This window comes from Streptococcus salivarius (genome assembly GCF_002094975.1).
Classification (GTDB): Bacteria; Bacillota; Bacilli; order Lactobacillales; family Streptococcaceae; genus Streptococcus; species Streptococcus salivarius_D.
In genome coordinates this window covers 1751786-1768340 of the sequence record NZ_CP015283.1, presented here as the reverse complement: position 1 = coordinate 1768340, position 16555 = coordinate 1751786, and the positions used below count along the sequence as shown (strand labels likewise).

General features: G+C 39.0%; 19 protein-coding genes and 1 other annotated feature. Of the genes, 17 read left to right on the top strand and 2 right to left on the bottom strand.

The annotated features are described in order from the left end of the window. Nucleotides 1-60: 60 nt before the first annotated feature. A complete protein-coding gene (locus tag V471_RS08260) occupies nt 61-807 on the top strand; it encodes an NADPH-dependent oxidoreductase (protein ID WP_045771779.1) in 747 nt (248 codons plus the stop codon). A 25-nt stretch (nt 808-832) separates the two neighbouring features. On the opposite strand, the gene V471_RS08255 is transcribed toward V471_RS08260, so the two are convergent. Next, nucleotides 833-1690: a metallophosphoesterase gene (locus V471_RS08255; RefSeq protein WP_045771778.1), complete on the bottom strand. Its 858-nt coding sequence runs from the start codon at nt 1688-1690 to the stop codon at nt 833-835. 93 nt (nt 1691-1783) lie between these two features. Here V471_RS08255 and queG point away from each other — a divergent pair, with 93 nt between their 5' ends. The 11 genes from queG (at nt 1784) to V471_RS08200 (ending at nt 13618) form a co-directional block, all read left to right on the top strand. Beyond that, complete coding sequence (queG, locus tag V471_RS08250; RefSeq protein ID WP_013990673.1) at nt 1784-2902, top strand: tRNA epoxyqueuosine(34) reductase QueG; 1119 nt, start codon at nt 1784-1786, stop codon at nt 2900-2902. A gap of 52 nt (nt 2903-2954) precedes the next feature. After that, nucleotides 2955-4053 (top strand): peptide chain release factor 2 gene (prfB, locus tag V471_RS08245; protein WP_111686596.1). Its coding sequence is split into 2 segments (ribosomal slippage): nt 2955-3026 and nt 3028-4053, totalling 1098 coding nucleotides; the frame shifts between segments, so codons are not numbered across the junction. An 86-nt stretch (nt 4054-4139) separates the two neighbouring features. Then, nucleotides 4140-4832 carry a cell division ATP-binding protein FtsE gene (gene ftsE / locus V471_RS08240; RefSeq protein WP_013990672.1) on the top strand — a complete coding sequence of 231 codons (693 nt, stop codon included), beginning with the start codon at nt 4140-4142 and terminating at the stop codon, nt 4830-4832. After that, entirely contained in the window at nt 4825-5754 is a 930-nt protein-coding gene (gene ftsX / locus V471_RS08235; RefSeq protein WP_003092823.1) for a permease-like cell division protein FtsX, read from the top strand. Before ftsE ends, ftsX begins: the two co-directional genes overlap by 8 nt. A 154-nt stretch (nt 5755-5908) precedes the next feature. After that, the gene (locus tag V471_RS08230) at nt 5909-6391 is read left to right on the top strand and encodes an NUDIX hydrolase (RefSeq protein ID WP_002885066.1); all 483 of its coding nucleotides are present in this window, start codon (nt 5909-5911) and stop codon (nt 6389-6391) included. A 9-nt stretch (nt 6392-6400) separates the two neighbouring features. Then, nucleotides 6401-7579, top strand: coding sequence for an AI-2E family transporter (locus V471_RS08225; protein ID WP_004182599.1), 1179 nt, complete (start codon nt 6401-6403; stop codon nt 7577-7579). Continuing rightward, on the top strand, nt 7569-8798 hold the full coding sequence (locus V471_RS08220; protein WP_045771776.1) for a tetratricopeptide repeat protein: 1230 nt from the start codon (nt 7569-7571) through the stop codon (nt 8796-8798). Before V471_RS08225 ends, V471_RS08220 begins: the two co-directional genes overlap by 11 nt. A gap of 121 nt (nt 8799-8919) precedes the next feature. Then, nucleotides 8920-9477: a signal peptidase I gene (gene lepB, locus V471_RS08215; protein WP_013990669.1), complete on the top strand. Its 558-nt coding sequence runs from the start codon at nt 8920-8922 to the stop codon at nt 9475-9477. Between the two features lie 157 nt (nt 9478-9634). Then, the gene (locus V471_RS08210; RefSeq protein ID WP_045771775.1) at nt 9635-11761 is read left to right on the top strand and encodes a GBS Bsp-like repeat-containing protein; all 2127 of its coding nucleotides are present in this window, start codon (nt 9635-9637) and stop codon (nt 11759-11761) included. Between the two features lie 73 nt (nt 11762-11834). Continuing rightward, nucleotides 11835-13058 (top strand): peptidase T, encoded by a 1224-nt coding sequence (gene pepT / locus V471_RS08205; protein WP_045771774.1) that lies wholly within the window; start codon nt 11835-11837, stop codon nt 13056-13058. 56 nt (nt 13059-13114) lie between these two features. Beyond that, nucleotides 13115-13618, top strand: coding sequence for an EbsA family protein (locus V471_RS08200; protein ID WP_037601200.1), 504 nt, complete (start codon nt 13115-13117; stop codon nt 13616-13618). Here V471_RS08200 and V471_RS08195 read toward each other — a convergent pair. Further along, the gene (locus V471_RS08195) at nt 13599-13799 is read right to left on the bottom strand and encodes a ferredoxin (RefSeq protein WP_079119921.1); all 201 of its coding nucleotides are present in this window, start codon (nt 13797-13799) and stop codon (nt 13599-13601) included. The genes V471_RS08200 and V471_RS08195 overlap by 20 nt on opposite strands. A gap of 45 nt (nt 13800-13844) precedes the next feature. Between V471_RS08195 and V471_RS08190 the strand changes: the two genes are divergently transcribed. From V471_RS08190 to rplT, 5 genes are all read left to right on the top strand, one after another. Next, nucleotides 13845-14501 carry an SAG1386/EF1546 family surface-associated protein gene (locus tag V471_RS08190; RefSeq protein ID WP_045771773.1) on the top strand — a complete coding sequence of 219 codons (657 nt, stop codon included), beginning with the start codon at nt 13845-13847 and terminating at the stop codon, nt 14499-14501. A 20-nt stretch (nt 14502-14521) separates the two neighbouring features. Next, nucleotides 14522-15202: a (d)CMP kinase gene (gene cmk / locus V471_RS08185; RefSeq protein WP_045771772.1), complete on the top strand. Its 681-nt coding sequence runs from the start codon at nt 14522-14524 to the stop codon at nt 15200-15202. 23 nt (nt 15203-15225) lie between these two features. Beyond that, nucleotides 15226-15348 (top strand) — a sequence feature (ribosomal protein L20 leader region). Nucleotides 15349-15361: 13 nt separating this feature from the next. After that, nucleotides 15362-15892, top strand: a complete 531-nt coding sequence (gene infC / locus V471_RS08180; protein WP_002885108.1) for a translation initiation factor IF-3 — start codon at nt 15362-15364, stop codon at nt 15890-15892. A gap of 38 nt (nt 15893-15930) precedes the next feature. Then, on the top strand, nt 15931-16131 hold the full coding sequence (rpmI, locus tag V471_RS08175; RefSeq protein WP_002885093.1) for a 50S ribosomal protein L35: 201 nt from the start codon (nt 15931-15933) through the stop codon (nt 16129-16131). A gap of 56 nt (nt 16132-16187) precedes the next feature. Continuing rightward, a complete protein-coding gene (gene rplT, locus V471_RS08170) occupies nt 16188-16547 on the top strand; it encodes a 50S ribosomal protein L20 (protein WP_002885090.1) in 360 nt (119 codons plus the stop codon). Nucleotides 16548-16555: the final 8 nt, after the last annotated feature.

Below are 16555 nucleotides of genomic sequence, written 5' to 3'. Positions count from 1 at the left end.
AATTAAGGGGGAGTCTTGTTTATAATTGAAGAGAAATGATCACAAGTTAAGGAGAAGGCCATGAACGAGACTATTAAGACACAACTCAATCACCGTAGCATCCGTCAATTTAAACCTCTAGCTTTGACACAGGAAGAAGTTGACCTTCTGGTTGATGTTGCCAGACATACGGCAACTAGTAATTTTAGACAGTCCTATTCGATTATCAGTATTACAGATGAAACATTGAAGGAAGAAATTGCTGAAATTGCGAATCAGCCTTATATTCCAAATGCTGGGCATCTTTTTGTCTTTGTTGTAGACCAAAGACGTAACACTCTGATTGCAGAGGCAAAGGGTGCTGAAGCCTTGGTGCAAGGTAGTCCCGAACGCTTTATCTCTGCTTTCTCGGATGCAATGATTGCTGCTCAAAATGTGGTAGTAGCTGCTGAGAGCTTAGGCATGGGAACAGTTTATTTGGGAAGTATCTTGAATGATAATGCCAAGCTTTCGGAGCTTCTCAAACTTCCAAAGTATGTCTATCCTGCAGTGGGCCTAGCGGTTGGTTGGCCAGATCAGGAGCCACAGCTTAAACCTCGTTTGCCACGTCACGTCATCCATATGGAAAATTATTATCAGGATTTGGAAAATCCCTTGGAGGAGCTAAAAGATTACGACGCTGAAGTCCATGAGTATTATGATCTCCGCGATCTCAATAATAGGGTTGATGAATTTACGACTCAGATTGCTAAGACCATGAATAAATCCGTTGCCAACCGTGCTAATACCTTGAAGGATCTTCAAAAACAGGGATTTTTCATCGACTAAAAAAACGACTCCCGTAAGAGTCGTTCTACAAATCAAATAGTGTCATGGATGAAAGGAACTCATTTGCTAGTTCCTTTTTTTCATACTCTAAAAACTCTTGTAGTTTCTTGACTAGGTTATAACGCTTGGATAGGTTCCATGTTCCAGTAGGATTGAGTTCAGGGTGATTGGAAACAAAATCAATAATTAAGTCCCATTCTCGTCGGTATCCAAGAGGACGCGAGTGATAGGTTACACCGTCAATAGTTACCGTCCCAAAACTGCGGTGGGCATGACCAAAAACAACATCTTTAACGCCGTGCTTGACGAAAATCTGATGGAATTGTTCAGATCCCAAATAAGCGTTAAAAGGTTTAAAACGTACGTGCGTCATGGTGAAACGACTGTGAGGAACGAAATGCATGGCAACTATAAGGTTATTCGTGTCTAAATCATTTAGAATATTATCTAGCTTCTGGAGACTAGTTTGACAGATTTCGGGATCAGTACCCAATCGTTTAAGTCGTCGGTCGAACCAGAGTTGCTTCTTACGTTTAAGAATCTTATCTAATTTTTCATCAGAATAGGAATAATCATACCACCCATGAAAAGCCAATAATGTCTTACTTCCTAAATCAATTACCTGAAAATCAAGATTATCAATAAGCTCATCTTCTAAATCAAGCATATCATGATTGCCTAAATTATAGGTGACCTTGACCGCCTTAGACAGTTTTCGTAGAAAAGGTTTCGTATCGATAGAAAAATGGTTGGATATATCACCGGCGATATGGAGGTGGCTAACTTCTTGATCTTTTAGACACTTTATAAGAGTATCGATTTCATATGTTTCAAAGTGATTCAAATCAATATGTAAATCACTCATTACTGCAAGTCTTGTCATAAAAACATTGTAACAAAAAGGTTAAGGCTTGTCTCTATATGAAGATGGTGGAAAATACTTGCCCTTGGACTACATTTTCATTATGATAAGAATATGGATATCAAGTTAGAAATACAAAAGATGGCCAAGGAAATTGGCATTTCAAAAATTGGTTTTACAACCGCTGATGATTTTGCCTATCTGGAGAAATCCCTTCGACTTGGTGTCGAAGAAGGGCGAACAACAGGGTTTGAACATAAAAATATTGAAGAGCGTATTTATCCTAAGTTGACCTTAGAATCAGCTAAAACCATCATTTCCATTGCAGTAGCCTATCCGCATAAGTTGCCGCAACAACCCCAAAAAACAGAATTTAAGCGGGGCAAAATCACTCCAAATTCGTGGGGTCTAGATTACCACTATGTTTTGCAGGACAAACTAAAATGCTTGGCAGAAGGCATTGAAAAACTGACGGAAAACTTCGAATATAAAGGTATGGTGGATACTGGAGCCTTGGTCGATACAGCAGTGGCCAAGCGAGCTGGAATAGGTTTTATCGGAAAGAATGGACTAGTGATTTCAAAAGAATATGGCTCCTACATGTATCTCGGTGAGCTTATCACTAATCTAGAGATAGAACCTGATCATGAAGTAGACTATGGATGTGGGGATTGTCGTCGTTGTTTGGATGCCTGTCCGACATCTTGTCTCATTGGCGATGGGACTATGAATGCCCGTCGTTGCCTATCCTTCCAGACCCAAGATAAGGGGATGATGGATATGGAGTTTCGAAAGAAAATAAAGACTGTTATCTATGGCTGTGATATTTGTCAGATTTCCTGTCCATATAACAGAGGTATCGACAATCCTTTGGCTTCAGATATAGATCCTGAGCTTGCCATGCCCGAATTGCTTCCATTTCTTGAGCTGAGTAACAAATCCTTCAAGGAGAAATTTGGGATGATTGCCGGTTCATGGCGAGGGAAGAATATTCTTCAACGTAATGCCATTATTGCCTTGGCCAACTTACATGACCGCAATGCTATTGTCAAACTGATGGAGATTATCGATAAGAATAATAATCCCATCCATACGGCGACTGCCATTTGGGCTCTCGGAGAAATTGTTAAGAAGCCCGATGAGGCCATGTTAGACTATATGAGGAATCTTTCACCTAAAGATGAAGACGCCCAAGCAGAGTGGGAGCTTGTATGCGCAAAATGGCAAATTTAAGTGATTTATGCTAGAATTAAGCATAATACTATAAAATGGAGGAAACCTATCCATGGAAGTGGCAGAAATTCGCCAAAAAATCTCTGAAAATCAAGAGAAGCTCGTGAGCTTCGGGAGGTCTCTTTGACTTAGATCGTTTGGAAGAGGACATTGCGCTCCTTGAAAACCGAATGACTGAGCCAGATTTTTGGAATGATAATATTGCAGCTCAAAAAACTTCACAAGAGTTAAATGAGCTCAAAATGAAATACGAAACTTTCAACAATATGCAAGAACTCTCTGATGAAACAGAGCTTTATTTAGAAATGTTGGAAGAAGATGATAGTGTTCAAGAAGAGCTGGAAGAAACGCTCGAAAAACTTGATAAGATTATGACAAGTTACGAGATGACACTGCTCTTGTCTGAACCATATGACCATAACAATGCCATTCTGGAAATTCACCCAGGATCTGGTGGTACAGAAGCTCAGGACTGGGCTGATATGTTGCTCCGTATGTACCAACGTTATGGAAATGCCAAAGGTTTCAAGGTTGAGACTTTGGATTATCAGGCTGGTGATGAAGCTGGAATCAAATCTGTAACCCTTGCTTTTGAAGGACCTAATGCTTATGGTTTCCTCAAATCAGAAATGGGTGTCCACCGTTTGGTTCGTATTTCACCATTTGACTCTGCCAAACGTCGTCATACCTCATTTACATCTGTGGAAGTTATGCCTGAATTGGATGATACCATTGAAGTTGAAATTCGTGATGATGATATCAAGATGGATACATTTCGTTCAGGTGGTGCTGGTGGTCAGAACGTCAACAAGGTTTCTACAGGTGTGCGTTTGACCCATATTCCAACTGGTATTGTTGTAGCTTCAACGGTTGACCGTACACAATATGGGAACCGCGACCGTGCGATGAAAATGCTTCAAGCTAAACTCTATCAAATGGAGCAAGAAAAGAAAGCAGAAGAAGTGAATGCTTTGAAGGGTGATAAGAAAGAAATCACTTGGGGAAGTCAAATTCGCTCATACGTTTTCACGCCATATACCATGGTTAAAGATCACCGTACAGGCTATGAAGTTGCCCAGGTTGATAAGGTAATGGATGGAGATGTTGAAGGCTTCATCGATGCCTACCTCAAGTGGCGTATGGAAGAATAGTAACGATATACTATTTTCAAGTATTTAGATACTCTATCTCAATGAAAGGAAGGCTTCAGCTATTTTAGTAGTTGAATACTGACATTATGGCTCTTATTGAATTAAAAGATGTTACTAAGAAGTATGATAAGTCAACAACAGCCCTTAGACACATTGATTTGTCTGTTAACTCTGGGGAGTTTGTTTACTTAGTCGGCCCTTCTGGTGCTGGGAAATCAAGCTTAATTCGCTTGTTCTACCAAGAAGAAAAATTAACGAGTGGCTCTATGAAGGTTGGAGAGTTTGATTTAACCCGACTTCGTAAGAAAGATGTTCCACTTTTGAGACGTTCTATTGGAGTTGTTTTCCAGGATTATAAACTCCTTCCAAAGAAAACGGCTTTTGAAAACGTTGCATATGCCATGGAAGTTATTGGTGAGAAACCTCGTCATATCAAGAAACGGGTGACAGAGGTTCTCGAGTTGGTTGGTCTTAAACACAAGATGCGTTCATTCCCAAATCAATTGTCTGGTGGTGAGCAACAACGTGTCGCTATTGCGCGTGCTATCGTCAATAATCCAAAAGTGTTGATTGCGGATGAACCAACAGGGAACTTGGACCCAGAGATTTCATGGGAAATTATGCAAGTCCTTGAACGTATTAACTTGCAAGGGACTACCATTATAATGGCAACCCATAACTCAACTATCGTTAATAACCTTCGTCATCGTGTCGTAGCGATTGAAGAAGGACGTATTGTTCGTGATGAAGAGGAAGGAGAGTACGGTTACCATGATTAGACGCTTTTTCCGCCATTTAGGAGAATCGATTAAGAATCTCAAACGTAATCTATTGTCGACACTTACGGCAGTATTTTCGGTGATGATTGTTCTTTCACTTTTAGGTGTCTTTGGCTCTGTTATTTTAAATACGCAGAAATTGGCTTCAGATATTGAAAAGAATATTCAGGTCAATGTCTACTTGGATCCAGATTCATCAGATGCCTCGAAAACAGTCAAGGAACTTTCTGGACAGATTGTTGCTAATAAAGACTACCATAAGATTTATGATGCTTTGACCAAAATCAAAGGTGTAGATAAGGTTACTTTCTCTAGTAAAGAAGAGCAAAAGAAACAACTCATTGAAACAATGGGTTCAAGTTTCGAGACAGCTACTGGAGATGCCAACCCTCTTTCAGATGTTTACATCGTCCAAACGAAATCACCAGATGATGTCAGTCGAGTTGCCAAGGAAGCAAAAGCCATTCAGGGTGTTGATAATGCTAACTTTGGTGGCTCAGATACTGAAATTCTGATGTCCACTATGAAACGTGTTCAATTTTGGGGAATCATTGCCACAGCACTCTTAACTATTGTGGCTGTCCTATTGATTTCAAATACCATCCGTATTACCATTATGTCACGTGCGACTGAAATTCAAATCATGCGTTTGGTAGGTGCTAAGAATTCATACATTCGTCGTCCCTACTTGATGGAAGGTGCTTGGATTGGAGCACTTGGTGCCATCATTCCTTCTGGGCTCATTTATCTTTTGTATCACATGGTTTACTCATCTTTGAATCCAGATTTTGTCAAAGGTGGTATTTCGATGTATGATCCAGAGTGGTTTGTCTATGCGGTTATCGGAACCCTTTTCGCAGTCGGTATTATTATCGGTTCGATTGGGTCACGTATGGCAATGCGTCGTTATTTGAAATACTAAGAGATTAAAGGAGAACTATTTTGGTTCTCTTTTTGTTTGTCGAGAGATTCAGAAAAGCAGATTTTCAACTATATCTCAAAATCGTCTGCTTAAAGCCCAAATCCAATCCCATATTTGGTATAATATTTAAAAAACATTGGAAAAGAGATGCATTATGACAAAGTTAGCTACCATTTGTTATATTGACAATGGAAAGGAGCTTTTGCTCCTACATCGTAATAAAAAGCCTAATGATGTTCATGAAGGAAAGTGGATTTCTGTTGGGGGAAAACTAGAAGCGGGAGAAACGCCTGACGAATGTGCTCGTCGTGAAATTCTCGAGGAAACCCATTTTACAGTGACTGAGATGGATTTTAAAGGGATGATTACCTTTCCAGAATTTACCCCTGGTCATGATTGGTATACCTATGTCTTTAAGGTAACTGGTTTTGAAGGAGAACTCATCTCAGATGAGGAGTCTCGTGAAGGAACGCTTGAATGGGTACCTTATGATGAGGTCTTATCTAAACCAACTTGGGAAGGTGACTATGAGATCTTCAAGTGGATTCTTGAAGATAAGCCTTTCTTCTCTGCAAAATTTGTCTATGATCGTAACCAAAACTTAGTAGACAAGACTGTAACCTTTTATGATAAATAGGGAGGAACTATGAAGCGTAAAAAAACAGAACATTTTTCAGAAACATGGTTTTTTAAGTGGATATTGAATAATCAGGCTGTTGTAGCCTTTTTCATCTTACTTTTGATTGGTTTGACGGTTTTGATTTTCACCAAGATTAGTCCTATTTTTTCACCTGTCATCCAGTTTATGACCATTATTATGTTGCCACTGGTTATTTCCATGCTCCTTTATTATTTAATAAAACCTTTGGTACTACTTGTAGAAAGAACCGGACTAAACCGAACCATGTCTATCTTAGTCATCTACGCTATCCTTGGTTTGCTCTTGGTCTGGGGAATTTCGACGGCTATTCCTAGCTTACAAAATCAAATTTTGATTTTAATAAGAAATGCACCCTCATATATTGCACGTGCCAATAGTGAGACGGAACGTTGGATTAATCTTCCCATTCTTTCCAACTTCCACGGTGATTTAGAGTCCATGCTTAGTGATTTCTCAGCGAGAATGGTCAATTATGCTGAGAACTTTTCTTCATCTGCTTTGACGTGGGTTGGAACTTTTGCGAGCACAGTAGCAAGGGTGACAGTAGCTATCATTTTGGCACCTTTCATTCTCTTCTACCTTTTAAGAGATAGCCAAAAGATGAAACATAGCTTTGTCTCAGCCTTACCAACTCGCTTTCGTGAAACAACTGTTCGTATGCTTTCAGATATTAATAGTCAGCTCGAAGGGTATGTTCAAGGCCAGGTTACAGTCGCTATTGTCGTTGCCATTATGTTCTGTATTATGTTTAAGATTGTAGGTCTTCGATATGGTATGACTTTTGGTATTATGGCAGGTTTTCTAAACATGGTTCCTTATCTAGGAAGTTTTCTTGCTATGGTACCAGTTGTAATCATGGGACTGGTGCAAGGACCTGCTATGCTGATCAAGGTCCTCATCATTTTTGTCATTGAGCAAACTATTGAAGGACGTTTTGTTTCTCCACTTGTTTTGGGAAATAAACTAAGCATTCACCCTATTACCATTATGTTTATTCTCTTGACAGCAGGCTCTCTGTACGGTGTTTGGGGTGTTCTATTGGGTATTCCAATCTATGCCTCTGTCAAGGTTGTTGTTAGAGAGATTTTTGATTGGTACCGTTCTGTAAGTAATCTTTATCAAGATGATCTAGAAAATGAAGGACAAAAAGACGATGTTAAATAGTGAAAAAATGGTTGCCTCTATTGGAAACCAAGATTTAGACCACGCAGACAAATATTTTAAAAAAGCTTTACGAGAAGACCCAGAAGAGGTTCTTGTTGAGTTGGGTCAATACTTAGAGTCTATTGGTTTCTTACCACAGGCACAGGAAATTTACGAAAAAGTTCGTTTTGATTTTCCAGAGGTTAATGTCAATCTAGCACAAATTGCAGCCGAAGATGGTGATATTGAAGAGGCCTTTCTTTATTTGGATGCCATACCTGAAGACTCTGACGACTATTTGTCTGCTTTAATTGTAAAGGCAGACCTCTACCAAATGGAGGGCCTAACTGATGTGGCACGTGATAAGTTGTTGGAGGCAAGTCAATTATCAGATGACTCATTGATTATTTTTGGTTTGGCTGAGATGGAATTTGAACTAGGAAATTTTGAACAAGCTATTCATTATTACGCTAAATTGGATAATCGTGATCTCCTTGCAATGACTGGCGTTTCTACTTATGAACGCATTGGTAAGGCTTATGCCAGTCTTGGAAAGTTTGAAGCTGCTCGTGAATTTTTGGAAAAAGCCATTGAAATTGAATACGATGATACCATTGCTTTTGAATTAGCCACTTTGCTCTATGATCAAGAAGAGTATCAAAAAGCTAATTTTTACTTTAAGCAGATAGAAATCATGTCTGCTGACTTCGAGGGTTATGAGTATTTTTACGCCTTGTCCTTACATGCAGAACATAAAACTGAAGAAGCATTACGTATGGCACAACAAGGGATTTCAAAAAATGCTTTTGATGTTCAATTACTTTTGTTAGCATCACAGTTATCCTACGAGTTGCATGACACTCAATCTGCTGAATCTTATCTGAAGCAAGCCTTACCACTCGCTGAGGACCAAGATGAGATTGTTCTACGTTTAAGTACTCTCTATTTAGAAGAAGAACGTTACGAGGATCTGGTAGCTTTAGCCGATTACGAAGTTGATTCTGTTTTGGCTCGTTGGAACATTGCCAAGGCCTACCAAGCACTTGATGATGAAGAAGAAGCTTTTCAAATCTATCAAGATTTGGCTACAGATTTATCTGAAAATCCTGAATTCCTCCATGATTATGCATATATCCTGAGGGAATTTGGTTACAGAGATCAGGCGCGTGCAACGGCAGAAAAATACCTTGCCTTAGTTCCAGATGATGTCAATATGCAAACATTTCTTGAGGATTATTAAGCTGCGAAAGGCTTTAATCCTTGGTTTAAAGAGAGGGAGAGATACATTGAGCTTGTTCACTCCCTCTTTTTTTATTTCTCTATTTATGTTATGATTTTATTAGAACCCATAAGGAGTAAGTATGGTTAAGAGAGATTTAATTCGAAATATTATCATAGCAGTTCTTGCCATTGTAGTGATTTTGTTGTTAAGAGCATTTGTCTTTTCAACACACCGTGTGACTGAAGGTCAGGCGAATGACTATATTCATGCTGGTGATTATGTTACTTTCAATAAAAATGTTGAACCTCAGAAAAAAGATTTTATTCTTTATACAGTTAATGGCAAGGATTATATTGGTCGTGTTATTGCTGGTGAGGGCAAGAGCGTGACAGCTATGGATGATTTCCTTTATGTCAATGATAAGTCAGTTGACGAAGCCTATATTAGCAAGGATAAATCAGCTTATTTGGCGACAGTTTCACCTGGGAATTTCTTTACTGATGATTTTTCCATTGCAACATTGACAGATAATAAACAAACTAAGATTGAAAAAGGTCAATACCTTGTACTGAACGATAACCGCCGTAATACAGATGATAGTCGTAAGTTTGGTCTCATTGAAAAAGACCAAATTAAAGGTGTTATCTCTTTCAGATTGTATCCTCTATCACGTTTTGGTTTCGTTGATGTCGATTAATATTTCAATACTACTAAAAAAGCTAGGAACTTTTGATAAGTTTCTAGCTTTTTTTGCGAATAAATTGGTGAAGGTTTATTTTAAGACTTTATGATGCTGATAGTTTAATCGTCTTAAAATGAATCAGCAGAAATTGTAAATAGAAAAGGAAATTAAGATGCAATTAGGATTTCATTTTGGATTTAAGAAAAGCAAAGCTTATGGACTGTGCGGTGTTATGCTAGCAATCTTATTTTTAGGAATGTCTGGTCAATCGGCGAAAGCAGATGAAATGTTGTCACCAACTGATACATCTTCAACTTTGAAAGAAAGTACAGATAATCATGAGGCAAGTTATTCTGAAGTGGGAGTACACGATGATTCAACGAGCCAAATGAATCTACAAAGTGAAAAGGTATTAGAGGAGGAGCAAACAAGTCTGGCAGATTCTTCAAAAATAGCTGTCTTAACCAATAGTTCTGTGACCACAATCTCTTATCAAGAGGCAGATAATCTTAGCGAAATTGATCAAAAACAAAGTCATTTTCTTAGTGCCATTAAGCAAGGAGCTATGGATGGAGCCAAGGAAGGAGTCCTTCCCTCTATTACGGCAGCACAAGCTATCCTAGAAAGTGGTTGGGGAAGCTCTGAACTTGCTAAGGCTCCGAACAATAATCTTTTTGGCATTAAGGATTCAGAGGACTGGAATGGAGAAAGCGTGACTGTCCTTACCCAGGAATATGTTAATGGTGGCTATATCACGGTCAATGCAGCTTTTCGAAAATATGCCTCATGGAATGATAGCGTAGTAGACCATGCAAAATTTTTCACGAGTACCGAGTGGCGAAAAAACAATTACCGAAAAGTTGTGAATGAAACAGATTATCGCATTGCGGCTCAGGAACTTAAGAATGCAGGATATGCGACAGATCCAGGTTACGCTGGAAAGCTTATCTCTTTGATTGAAGCCTACAAGCTTTATGAATGGGATGAAATGAGCAATAATTCCATCTCTACTGTGGAAAATGAAGGAGTAGTTATTGATAATCCCAAGGCCGACCTTGCCATCACTGGTCTCAACAATGCTACTGGTAGCTATGATGTTGTCATTTCAAATTTGATTGCCCCACGAGGTTTCAAAGAAGTTCTAGTTCCAACCTGGTCAGAAAAGAACGGCCAAGATGATATCATCTGGTACAAGGCAGCTAAGCAAGCTAATGGAGACTATAAGGTAACCGTTCGTTCAAGCAACCATAAGGGTGATAGTGGTCTGTATAATTCTCATGTCTATCTGGTTGACAATGATGGTAAATACATTGGCCTAGGTGGCAAACAAGCAACACTTGATATCACTAAGACTCAAGGAACTTTAACTATTGCCAATAATGATAAAAATCGTGGTACTTTTGATGTTCTCATCACCAACCTGACGAATCCAAGCGGTATTTCAGGTGTGGTTATCCCTGTTTGGTCTGAGCAAAATGGCCAGGATGATCTTGTTTGGCATAATGCCACAAAACAAGATGATGGTTCTTACAAGGTGACGATTTCAGCCAGTCAACACAAGTGGAATTCAGGCAAGTACATTGTTCACGGCTATATTGTGGATGCTTCAGGTAAGAATATCGGCTTTGGGGCAACTTCAGCTGATGTGGTAGCCCCTAAGAAAATCGGTTCGGCATCAAGAGGAAACTACGATGTTTTAAATAAGGTTGTCTATCTCGATGCTGGTCATGGTGGCTATGATCCAGGAGCTTCGTACTTTGGTATCTCTGAAAAGAGCTTGACCTTGGCTATCCAAAGCCGTGTGAAAGCTAAACTAGAAGCAGAAGGGTATCAAGTTGTAACCACTCGCACAAGTGATACCTATGTCGATTTGACAGATCGCTCTCGTGCAGCTAATGCCTCTGAATCAGATATCTTCGTAAGTATTCACATCAATGCCTCAGGAAGTTCAGCAGCACAGGGTATTGAGACTTACTATTACCAACCTTATGCAGAATACCCATCACGTATTAATGCCGCCTACCACGCTAATCCAACTCGTTTGAGCATGAGTGATACCTTGGCCAATGCCATCCAGTCTAGCCTTATTAATGCGACTGGTGCTCAAAACCAAGGCGTGAAACGACAAACCTTTGCGGTCTTGCGTGAGACAACAGCGCCAGCAGTCCTTCTTGAACTTGGTTTCTTGTCAAATCCTCAAGAAGCAGCTCGTTTGAATACCTCTGCTTATCAAGAGACTTTAGCTAATGCAATTGTGGCTGGGATAAAGTCTTACTACGAAAAAGTATCTAAAGTTTAAGTTATAAGGTTAACCCATCATTTTGATGGGTTTTTGTGCTATAATTGAGATAAATACAACAAAAGGAGTACTTATGGCCTACGATTTACTCTTAGAGCGTTTTTTACGCTATGTTAAGATCAATACACGTAGTGATGAAAATGCAACAAGAACGCCAACAACACAAAGTCAAGTAGATTTTGCCTTGAAAGTTCTAAAACCAGAATTAGAAGAACTGGGTTTGTCCAATATCCATTATTTGGAAAGTAATGGTTACCTAGTGGCAACTCTTCCAGCGAATGATGACCAATTAACACGTAAGATTGGTTTTATCTCTCATATGGATACTGCTGATTTTAATGCAGAAGGAGTTTCACCACAAGTTATTGACTCTTATGATGGAGGGGTCATTCCTCTTGGAAGTTCAGGTTATAGCCTAGGCCCAACCGATTTCCCTAATCTCAATAATTATCTTGGTCAAACACTTATTACAACTGATGGTACCACTCTTCTTGGGGCTGATGATAAGTCTGGTATTGCTGAGATTATGACAGCTTTGGCTTATTTGAAGGCTCACCCTGAAATCAAACATTGTGAGATTCGAGTTGGTTTTGGTCCAGATGAAGAGATTGGAATTGGTGCTGACAAGTTTGACGTTGAAGATTTTGATGTTGATTTTGCCTATACTGTTGATGGTGGACCTTTGGGTGAATTGCAGTATGAAACCTTCTCGGCTGCAGGAGCAGAACTTACTTTCCACGGACGTAATGTTCACCCTGGAACAGCAAAAAATCAAATGGTTAATGCCTTACAGTTAGCAATTGATTTTCATAACCAGTTACCAGAAAAAGAACGTCCAGAGTTGACAGATGGCTATCAAGGATTTAATCATCTTCAAACTATGACTGGTACTGTTGAAGAAGCTAAATCTTCTTATATTATTCGTGACTTCGAAACTGAATCCTTTGAAAATCGTAAAGCAACCTTCCAAGAGATTGCTGATCAAATGAATCAAGCTTATGGTCTGACACGCGTTGATTTAGTACTTAAAGATCAATACTATAACATGCGTCAGGTTATTGAAAAAGACATGACACCTGTAGAGTTAGCAAAAGAAGTCATGGAAGACTTAGATATTACGCCAGTCATCGAACCAATTCGTGGTGGAACAGACGGGTCTAAAATTTCATTCATGGGCATTCCAACACCAAACTTATTTGCTGGTGGCGAAAATATGCATGGTCGTTATGAGTTTGTTTCCTTGCAGACAATGGAAAAAGCCGTAGATGTTATTCTTGGAATTGTCAGTAAACCTTAATTGAGCTTGCTAAATACTGATTTTATGGTAAAATTAGAAGTAATGGAGGTGCTGAGATGATAAAAATTTTCGGCAAGTATCGTTACCATTGGCAACCCGAATTATCTTGGCTGATTATTTACTGGTCTTTAGCCATCACGCCAATCTTTATTGCGGCGGCCCTATTGTTCGAGTTGTACTCGGTGCCCTCTCATATTTTGATGCTTTTTACAATTTTTGTAGCCCTGTTTGGTTTAGGCTTTCATCGTTACTTCATTATTGAAGACCATGGGATTCTACGAATTGTTTCATTTAACATTTTTAAACCACGCAAGGTAAAGATTAGTGACATCGAAAAGGTAGAAGTTATCAAAACTGGTCTATGTCTCATCTTTAAAAATGGCAAGAAACGTCAATTTTATATGAGGAAGTGGCCTAAAAAATATTTCTTAGATGCTCTAGCATTGCATCCCGATTTCAAAGGTGAGGTAGAGCTATTGGATCATATGACTAACTTTGATTATTTTGCCTTTTATGAGGAATCAAAAAAAGCCCTCAAGCTTAAACTTCGCAGCAAATAAGGGCTTTCGTAGGACAAGATTTGACAGCGGTCAAAGTCTCAGGACTATTTTCAATAATTTGATCAAGTTGGTCGCTATCTCTGAACTTAACGATTCCTTCGTCATCGTAGTCGAAGACAGGAGAGTAGGTTTGGCACAAACCACATGCGATACATTTTTCTGGAATTAATGATACTTTCATAGTATTATTTTAAAATAGATTTATTGTTTTTACAAGGAGAATATCATGAGTAAAAAACCATGGGAAGATAAGGTTTCTGACGAAGAGTTGGAAGAAGTAGTTGATGCTGATTTTCTAGATGATGAAGATGAGTTTGAGGATTATGAAGATCTTGAAGAAGAGGATAACACTCCTTCAGATGACAAGCGCGAAAAAGGTGGTGGCTTCATTAATTCATCATTCTTGACAGTCTTGCTTGGCTTGTTCTTTGTCATTGTTGTATGTATTTTGTTCTTTGTTTTCTATACTTCAAATGTAGGTGGAAATAAAACTGCAGAATCTAAGGAATCATCTGGATTCTATTCATCATCAACAAGTAAGGTTGTTAAATCTTCATCTAGCGAGAAAAACTCAAATAAAGATGAAGATAGTGAAAAATCTACTACAGAAAAATCTTCAAAAGAGAAATCATCTTCAACTAAAGCGTCAAGCTCTTCTAAACATGTTGAAAAAGAAGATGCAACTGAGTCAGCTGAGACAACACCATCAAGCGCTACGGCAGCAGCAGATGGTTCATCAATCGTTGTACAATCTGGTGAAGGTGCTGGATCAATCGCAGCACGTGCAGGTATCTCTGTAGATGAGTTGGAACGTCTTAACCCTGATCACATGACAAACGGTTACTGGTATGCTAACCCAGGTGATGTCGTTAACGTTCAATAATTTAAAAGCAAAGGAACATCATGAAAGATATTAGAATTGCTATTGATGGTCCTGCGTCAAGTGGAAAAAGTACAGTAGCCAAGATTATTGCAAAAAATCTTGGCTATACTTATCTTGATACAGGTGCTATGTATCGATCTGCAACCTATTTGGCCTTGCAGAATGGTTTGACTGAGGAAAATGTACCAGAAATTTTGGATCAACTTTCTCAACATCCGATTTCATTTGGAAAAGCAGCAGATGGTAGCCAGCAAGTTTATGTAGGTGATGTTGATATTACTCACCCGATACGTGATAACCAAGTTACAAATAATGTTTCTTGGGTAGCAGCGATTCCTGAAGTTCGTCAAGAACTCGTTGCGCAACAACAACGTATTGCTCAAGATGGGGCTATTATCATGGATGGTCGTGATATTGGTACTGTGGTTTTGCCTGATGCAGAACTTAAGATTTTCTTGATTGCTTCTGTTGATGAACGTGCAGAACGTCGTTATAAGGAAAATATTGAAAAAGGGATTCCTGCTGACCTTGAGACTCTAAAAAAAGAAATTGCTGAACGAGACTATAAAGATAGTCATCGTAAGGTGTCGCCTCTTAAACCAGCGGAAGATGCCATCACTTTTGATACTACAGGTGTATCTATTGATGGTGTTGTAGAATTTATTCAAGAAAAAGCAAAAAAAATTATTGACAAAGGATGACTCACTTGTTATACTATAAACAATGAGAAAAGCAGAAGTGAGAACTTCTCGCCTTGCGACTTAGGTTGTCTGGCCCAACATGTCAAATCCCTTAAGGGATATTATGTGTGCGGGCTTGTATATCAAGTCCGCTTTGTTTTTCTCTAAAAAAATAAAGAGGTGAAGATCATAGCTAAGAAAGATCTATTCATTAATGATGAAATTCGTGTCCGCGAAGTTCGTCTTGTTGGTCTTGATGGTGAACAATTGGGAATTAAACCATTGTCAGAAGCGCAAGCTATTGCAGATGATGCAAATGTTGACTTGGTTCTCATCCAACCACAAGCTACGCCACCTGTTGCGAAGATTATGGACTATGGTAAGTTCAAATTTGAGTATCAAAAGAAACAAAAAGAACAACGTAAGAAACAAAGCGTTGTTACCGTTAAGGAAGTTCGTTTGAGTCCAGTTATTGATAAAGGTGACTTTGAAACAAAACTTCGTAACGGCCGTAAGTTCCTTGAAAAAGGAAACAAGGTTAAAGTTTCTATCCGATTCAAAGGTCGTATGATTACTCACAAAGAAATCGGAGCTAAGGTCTTGGCGGAATTTGCTGAAAAAACGCAAGATATTGCGATTATTGAGCAAAGAGCGAAGATGGATGGACGTCAAATGTTCATGCAACTTGCACCAATTCCTGACAAAAAATAATTGTCAAACTAACACTATTTTAAGAGGAGAATTTTAAAATGCCAAAACAAAAAACACACCGCGCATCAGCTAAACGTTTCAAACGTACAGGTTCAGGTGGATTGAAACGCTTCCGTGCCTTCACATCTCACCGTTTCCACGGTAAAACTAAAAAACAACGTCGTCACCTTCGTAAAGCGTCAATGGTACATTCAGGTGACTTTAAACGTATCAAATCAATGCTTTCACAAATGCGTTAATTCGCTAAAAGCATTACAAATTAACTAAACTAGAATTAATTCGGAGGAATATATAAATGGCTCGTGTTAAAGGTGGCGTTGTATCACGCAAACGTCGTAAACGTGTATTGAAACTTGCTAAAGGTTACTATGGTGCAAAACACATCTTGTTCCGTACTGCAAAAGAACAAGTAATGAACTCTTACTACTATGCATACCGTGACCGTCGTCAAAAGAAACGTGATTTCCGTAAACTTTGGATTACACGTATCAATGCGGCAGCTCGTTTGAACGGTTTGTCATACTCACAATTGATGCACGGTTTGAAATTGGCTGAAATCGAAGTTAACCGTAAAATGCTTGCTGATTTGGCAGTTAACGATGCAGCAGCTTTCACAGCTCTTGCAGATGCAGCTAAAGCAAAACTTGGTAAATAAGAATTAAG

Excerpts from the sequence above, each read along its gene's own strand:
- V471_RS08260 (WP_045771779.1), top strand. The coding sequence starts at position 61 with ATGAACGAGACTATTAAGACACAACTCAATCACCGTAGCATCCGTCAA.
- V471_RS08255 (WP_045771778.1), bottom strand. The coding sequence starts at position 1,690 with ATGACAAGACTTGCAGTAATGAGTGATTTACATATTGATTTGAATCAC.
- queG (WP_013990673.1), top strand. The coding sequence starts at position 1,784 with ATGGATATCAAGTTAGAAATACAAAAGATGGCCAAGGAAATTGGCATT.
- ftsE (WP_013990672.1), top strand. The coding sequence starts at position 4,140 with ATGGCTCTTATTGAATTAAAAGATGTTACTAAGAAGTATGATAAGTCA.
- ftsX (WP_003092823.1), top strand. The coding sequence starts at position 4,825 with ATGATTAGACGCTTTTTCCGCCATTTAGGAGAATCGATTAAGAATCTC.
- V471_RS08230 (WP_002885066.1), top strand. The coding sequence starts at position 5,909 with ATGACAAAGTTAGCTACCATTTGTTATATTGACAATGGAAAGGAGCTT.
- V471_RS08225 (WP_004182599.1), top strand. The coding sequence starts at position 6,401 with ATGAAGCGTAAAAAAACAGAACATTTTTCAGAAACATGGTTTTTTAAG.
- V471_RS08220 (WP_045771776.1), top strand. The coding sequence starts at position 7,569 with ATGTTAAATAGTGAAAAAATGGTTGCCTCTATTGGAAACCAAGATTTA.
- lepB (WP_013990669.1), top strand. The coding sequence starts at position 8,920 with ATGGTTAAGAGAGATTTAATTCGAAATATTATCATAGCAGTTCTTGCC.
- V471_RS08210 (WP_045771775.1), top strand. The coding sequence starts at position 9,635 with ATGCAATTAGGATTTCATTTTGGATTTAAGAAAAGCAAAGCTTATGGA.
- pepT (WP_045771774.1), top strand. The coding sequence starts at position 11,835 with ATGGCCTACGATTTACTCTTAGAGCGTTTTTTACGCTATGTTAAGATC.
- V471_RS08200 (WP_037601200.1), top strand. The coding sequence starts at position 13,115 with ATGATAAAAATTTTCGGCAAGTATCGTTACCATTGGCAACCCGAATTA.
- V471_RS08195 (WP_079119921.1), bottom strand. The coding sequence starts at position 13,799 with ATGAAAGTATCATTAATTCCAGAAAAATGTATCGCATGTGGTTTGTGC.
- V471_RS08190 (WP_045771773.1), top strand. The coding sequence starts at position 13,845 with ATGAGTAAAAAACCATGGGAAGATAAGGTTTCTGACGAAGAGTTGGAA.
- cmk (WP_045771772.1), top strand. The coding sequence starts at position 14,522 with ATGAAAGATATTAGAATTGCTATTGATGGTCCTGCGTCAAGTGGAAAA.
- rpmI (WP_002885093.1), top strand. The coding sequence starts at position 15,931 with ATGCCAAAACAAAAAACACACCGCGCATCAGCTAAACGTTTCAAACGT.
- rplT (WP_002885090.1), top strand. The coding sequence starts at position 16,188 with ATGGCTCGTGTTAAAGGTGGCGTTGTATCACGCAAACGTCGTAAACGT.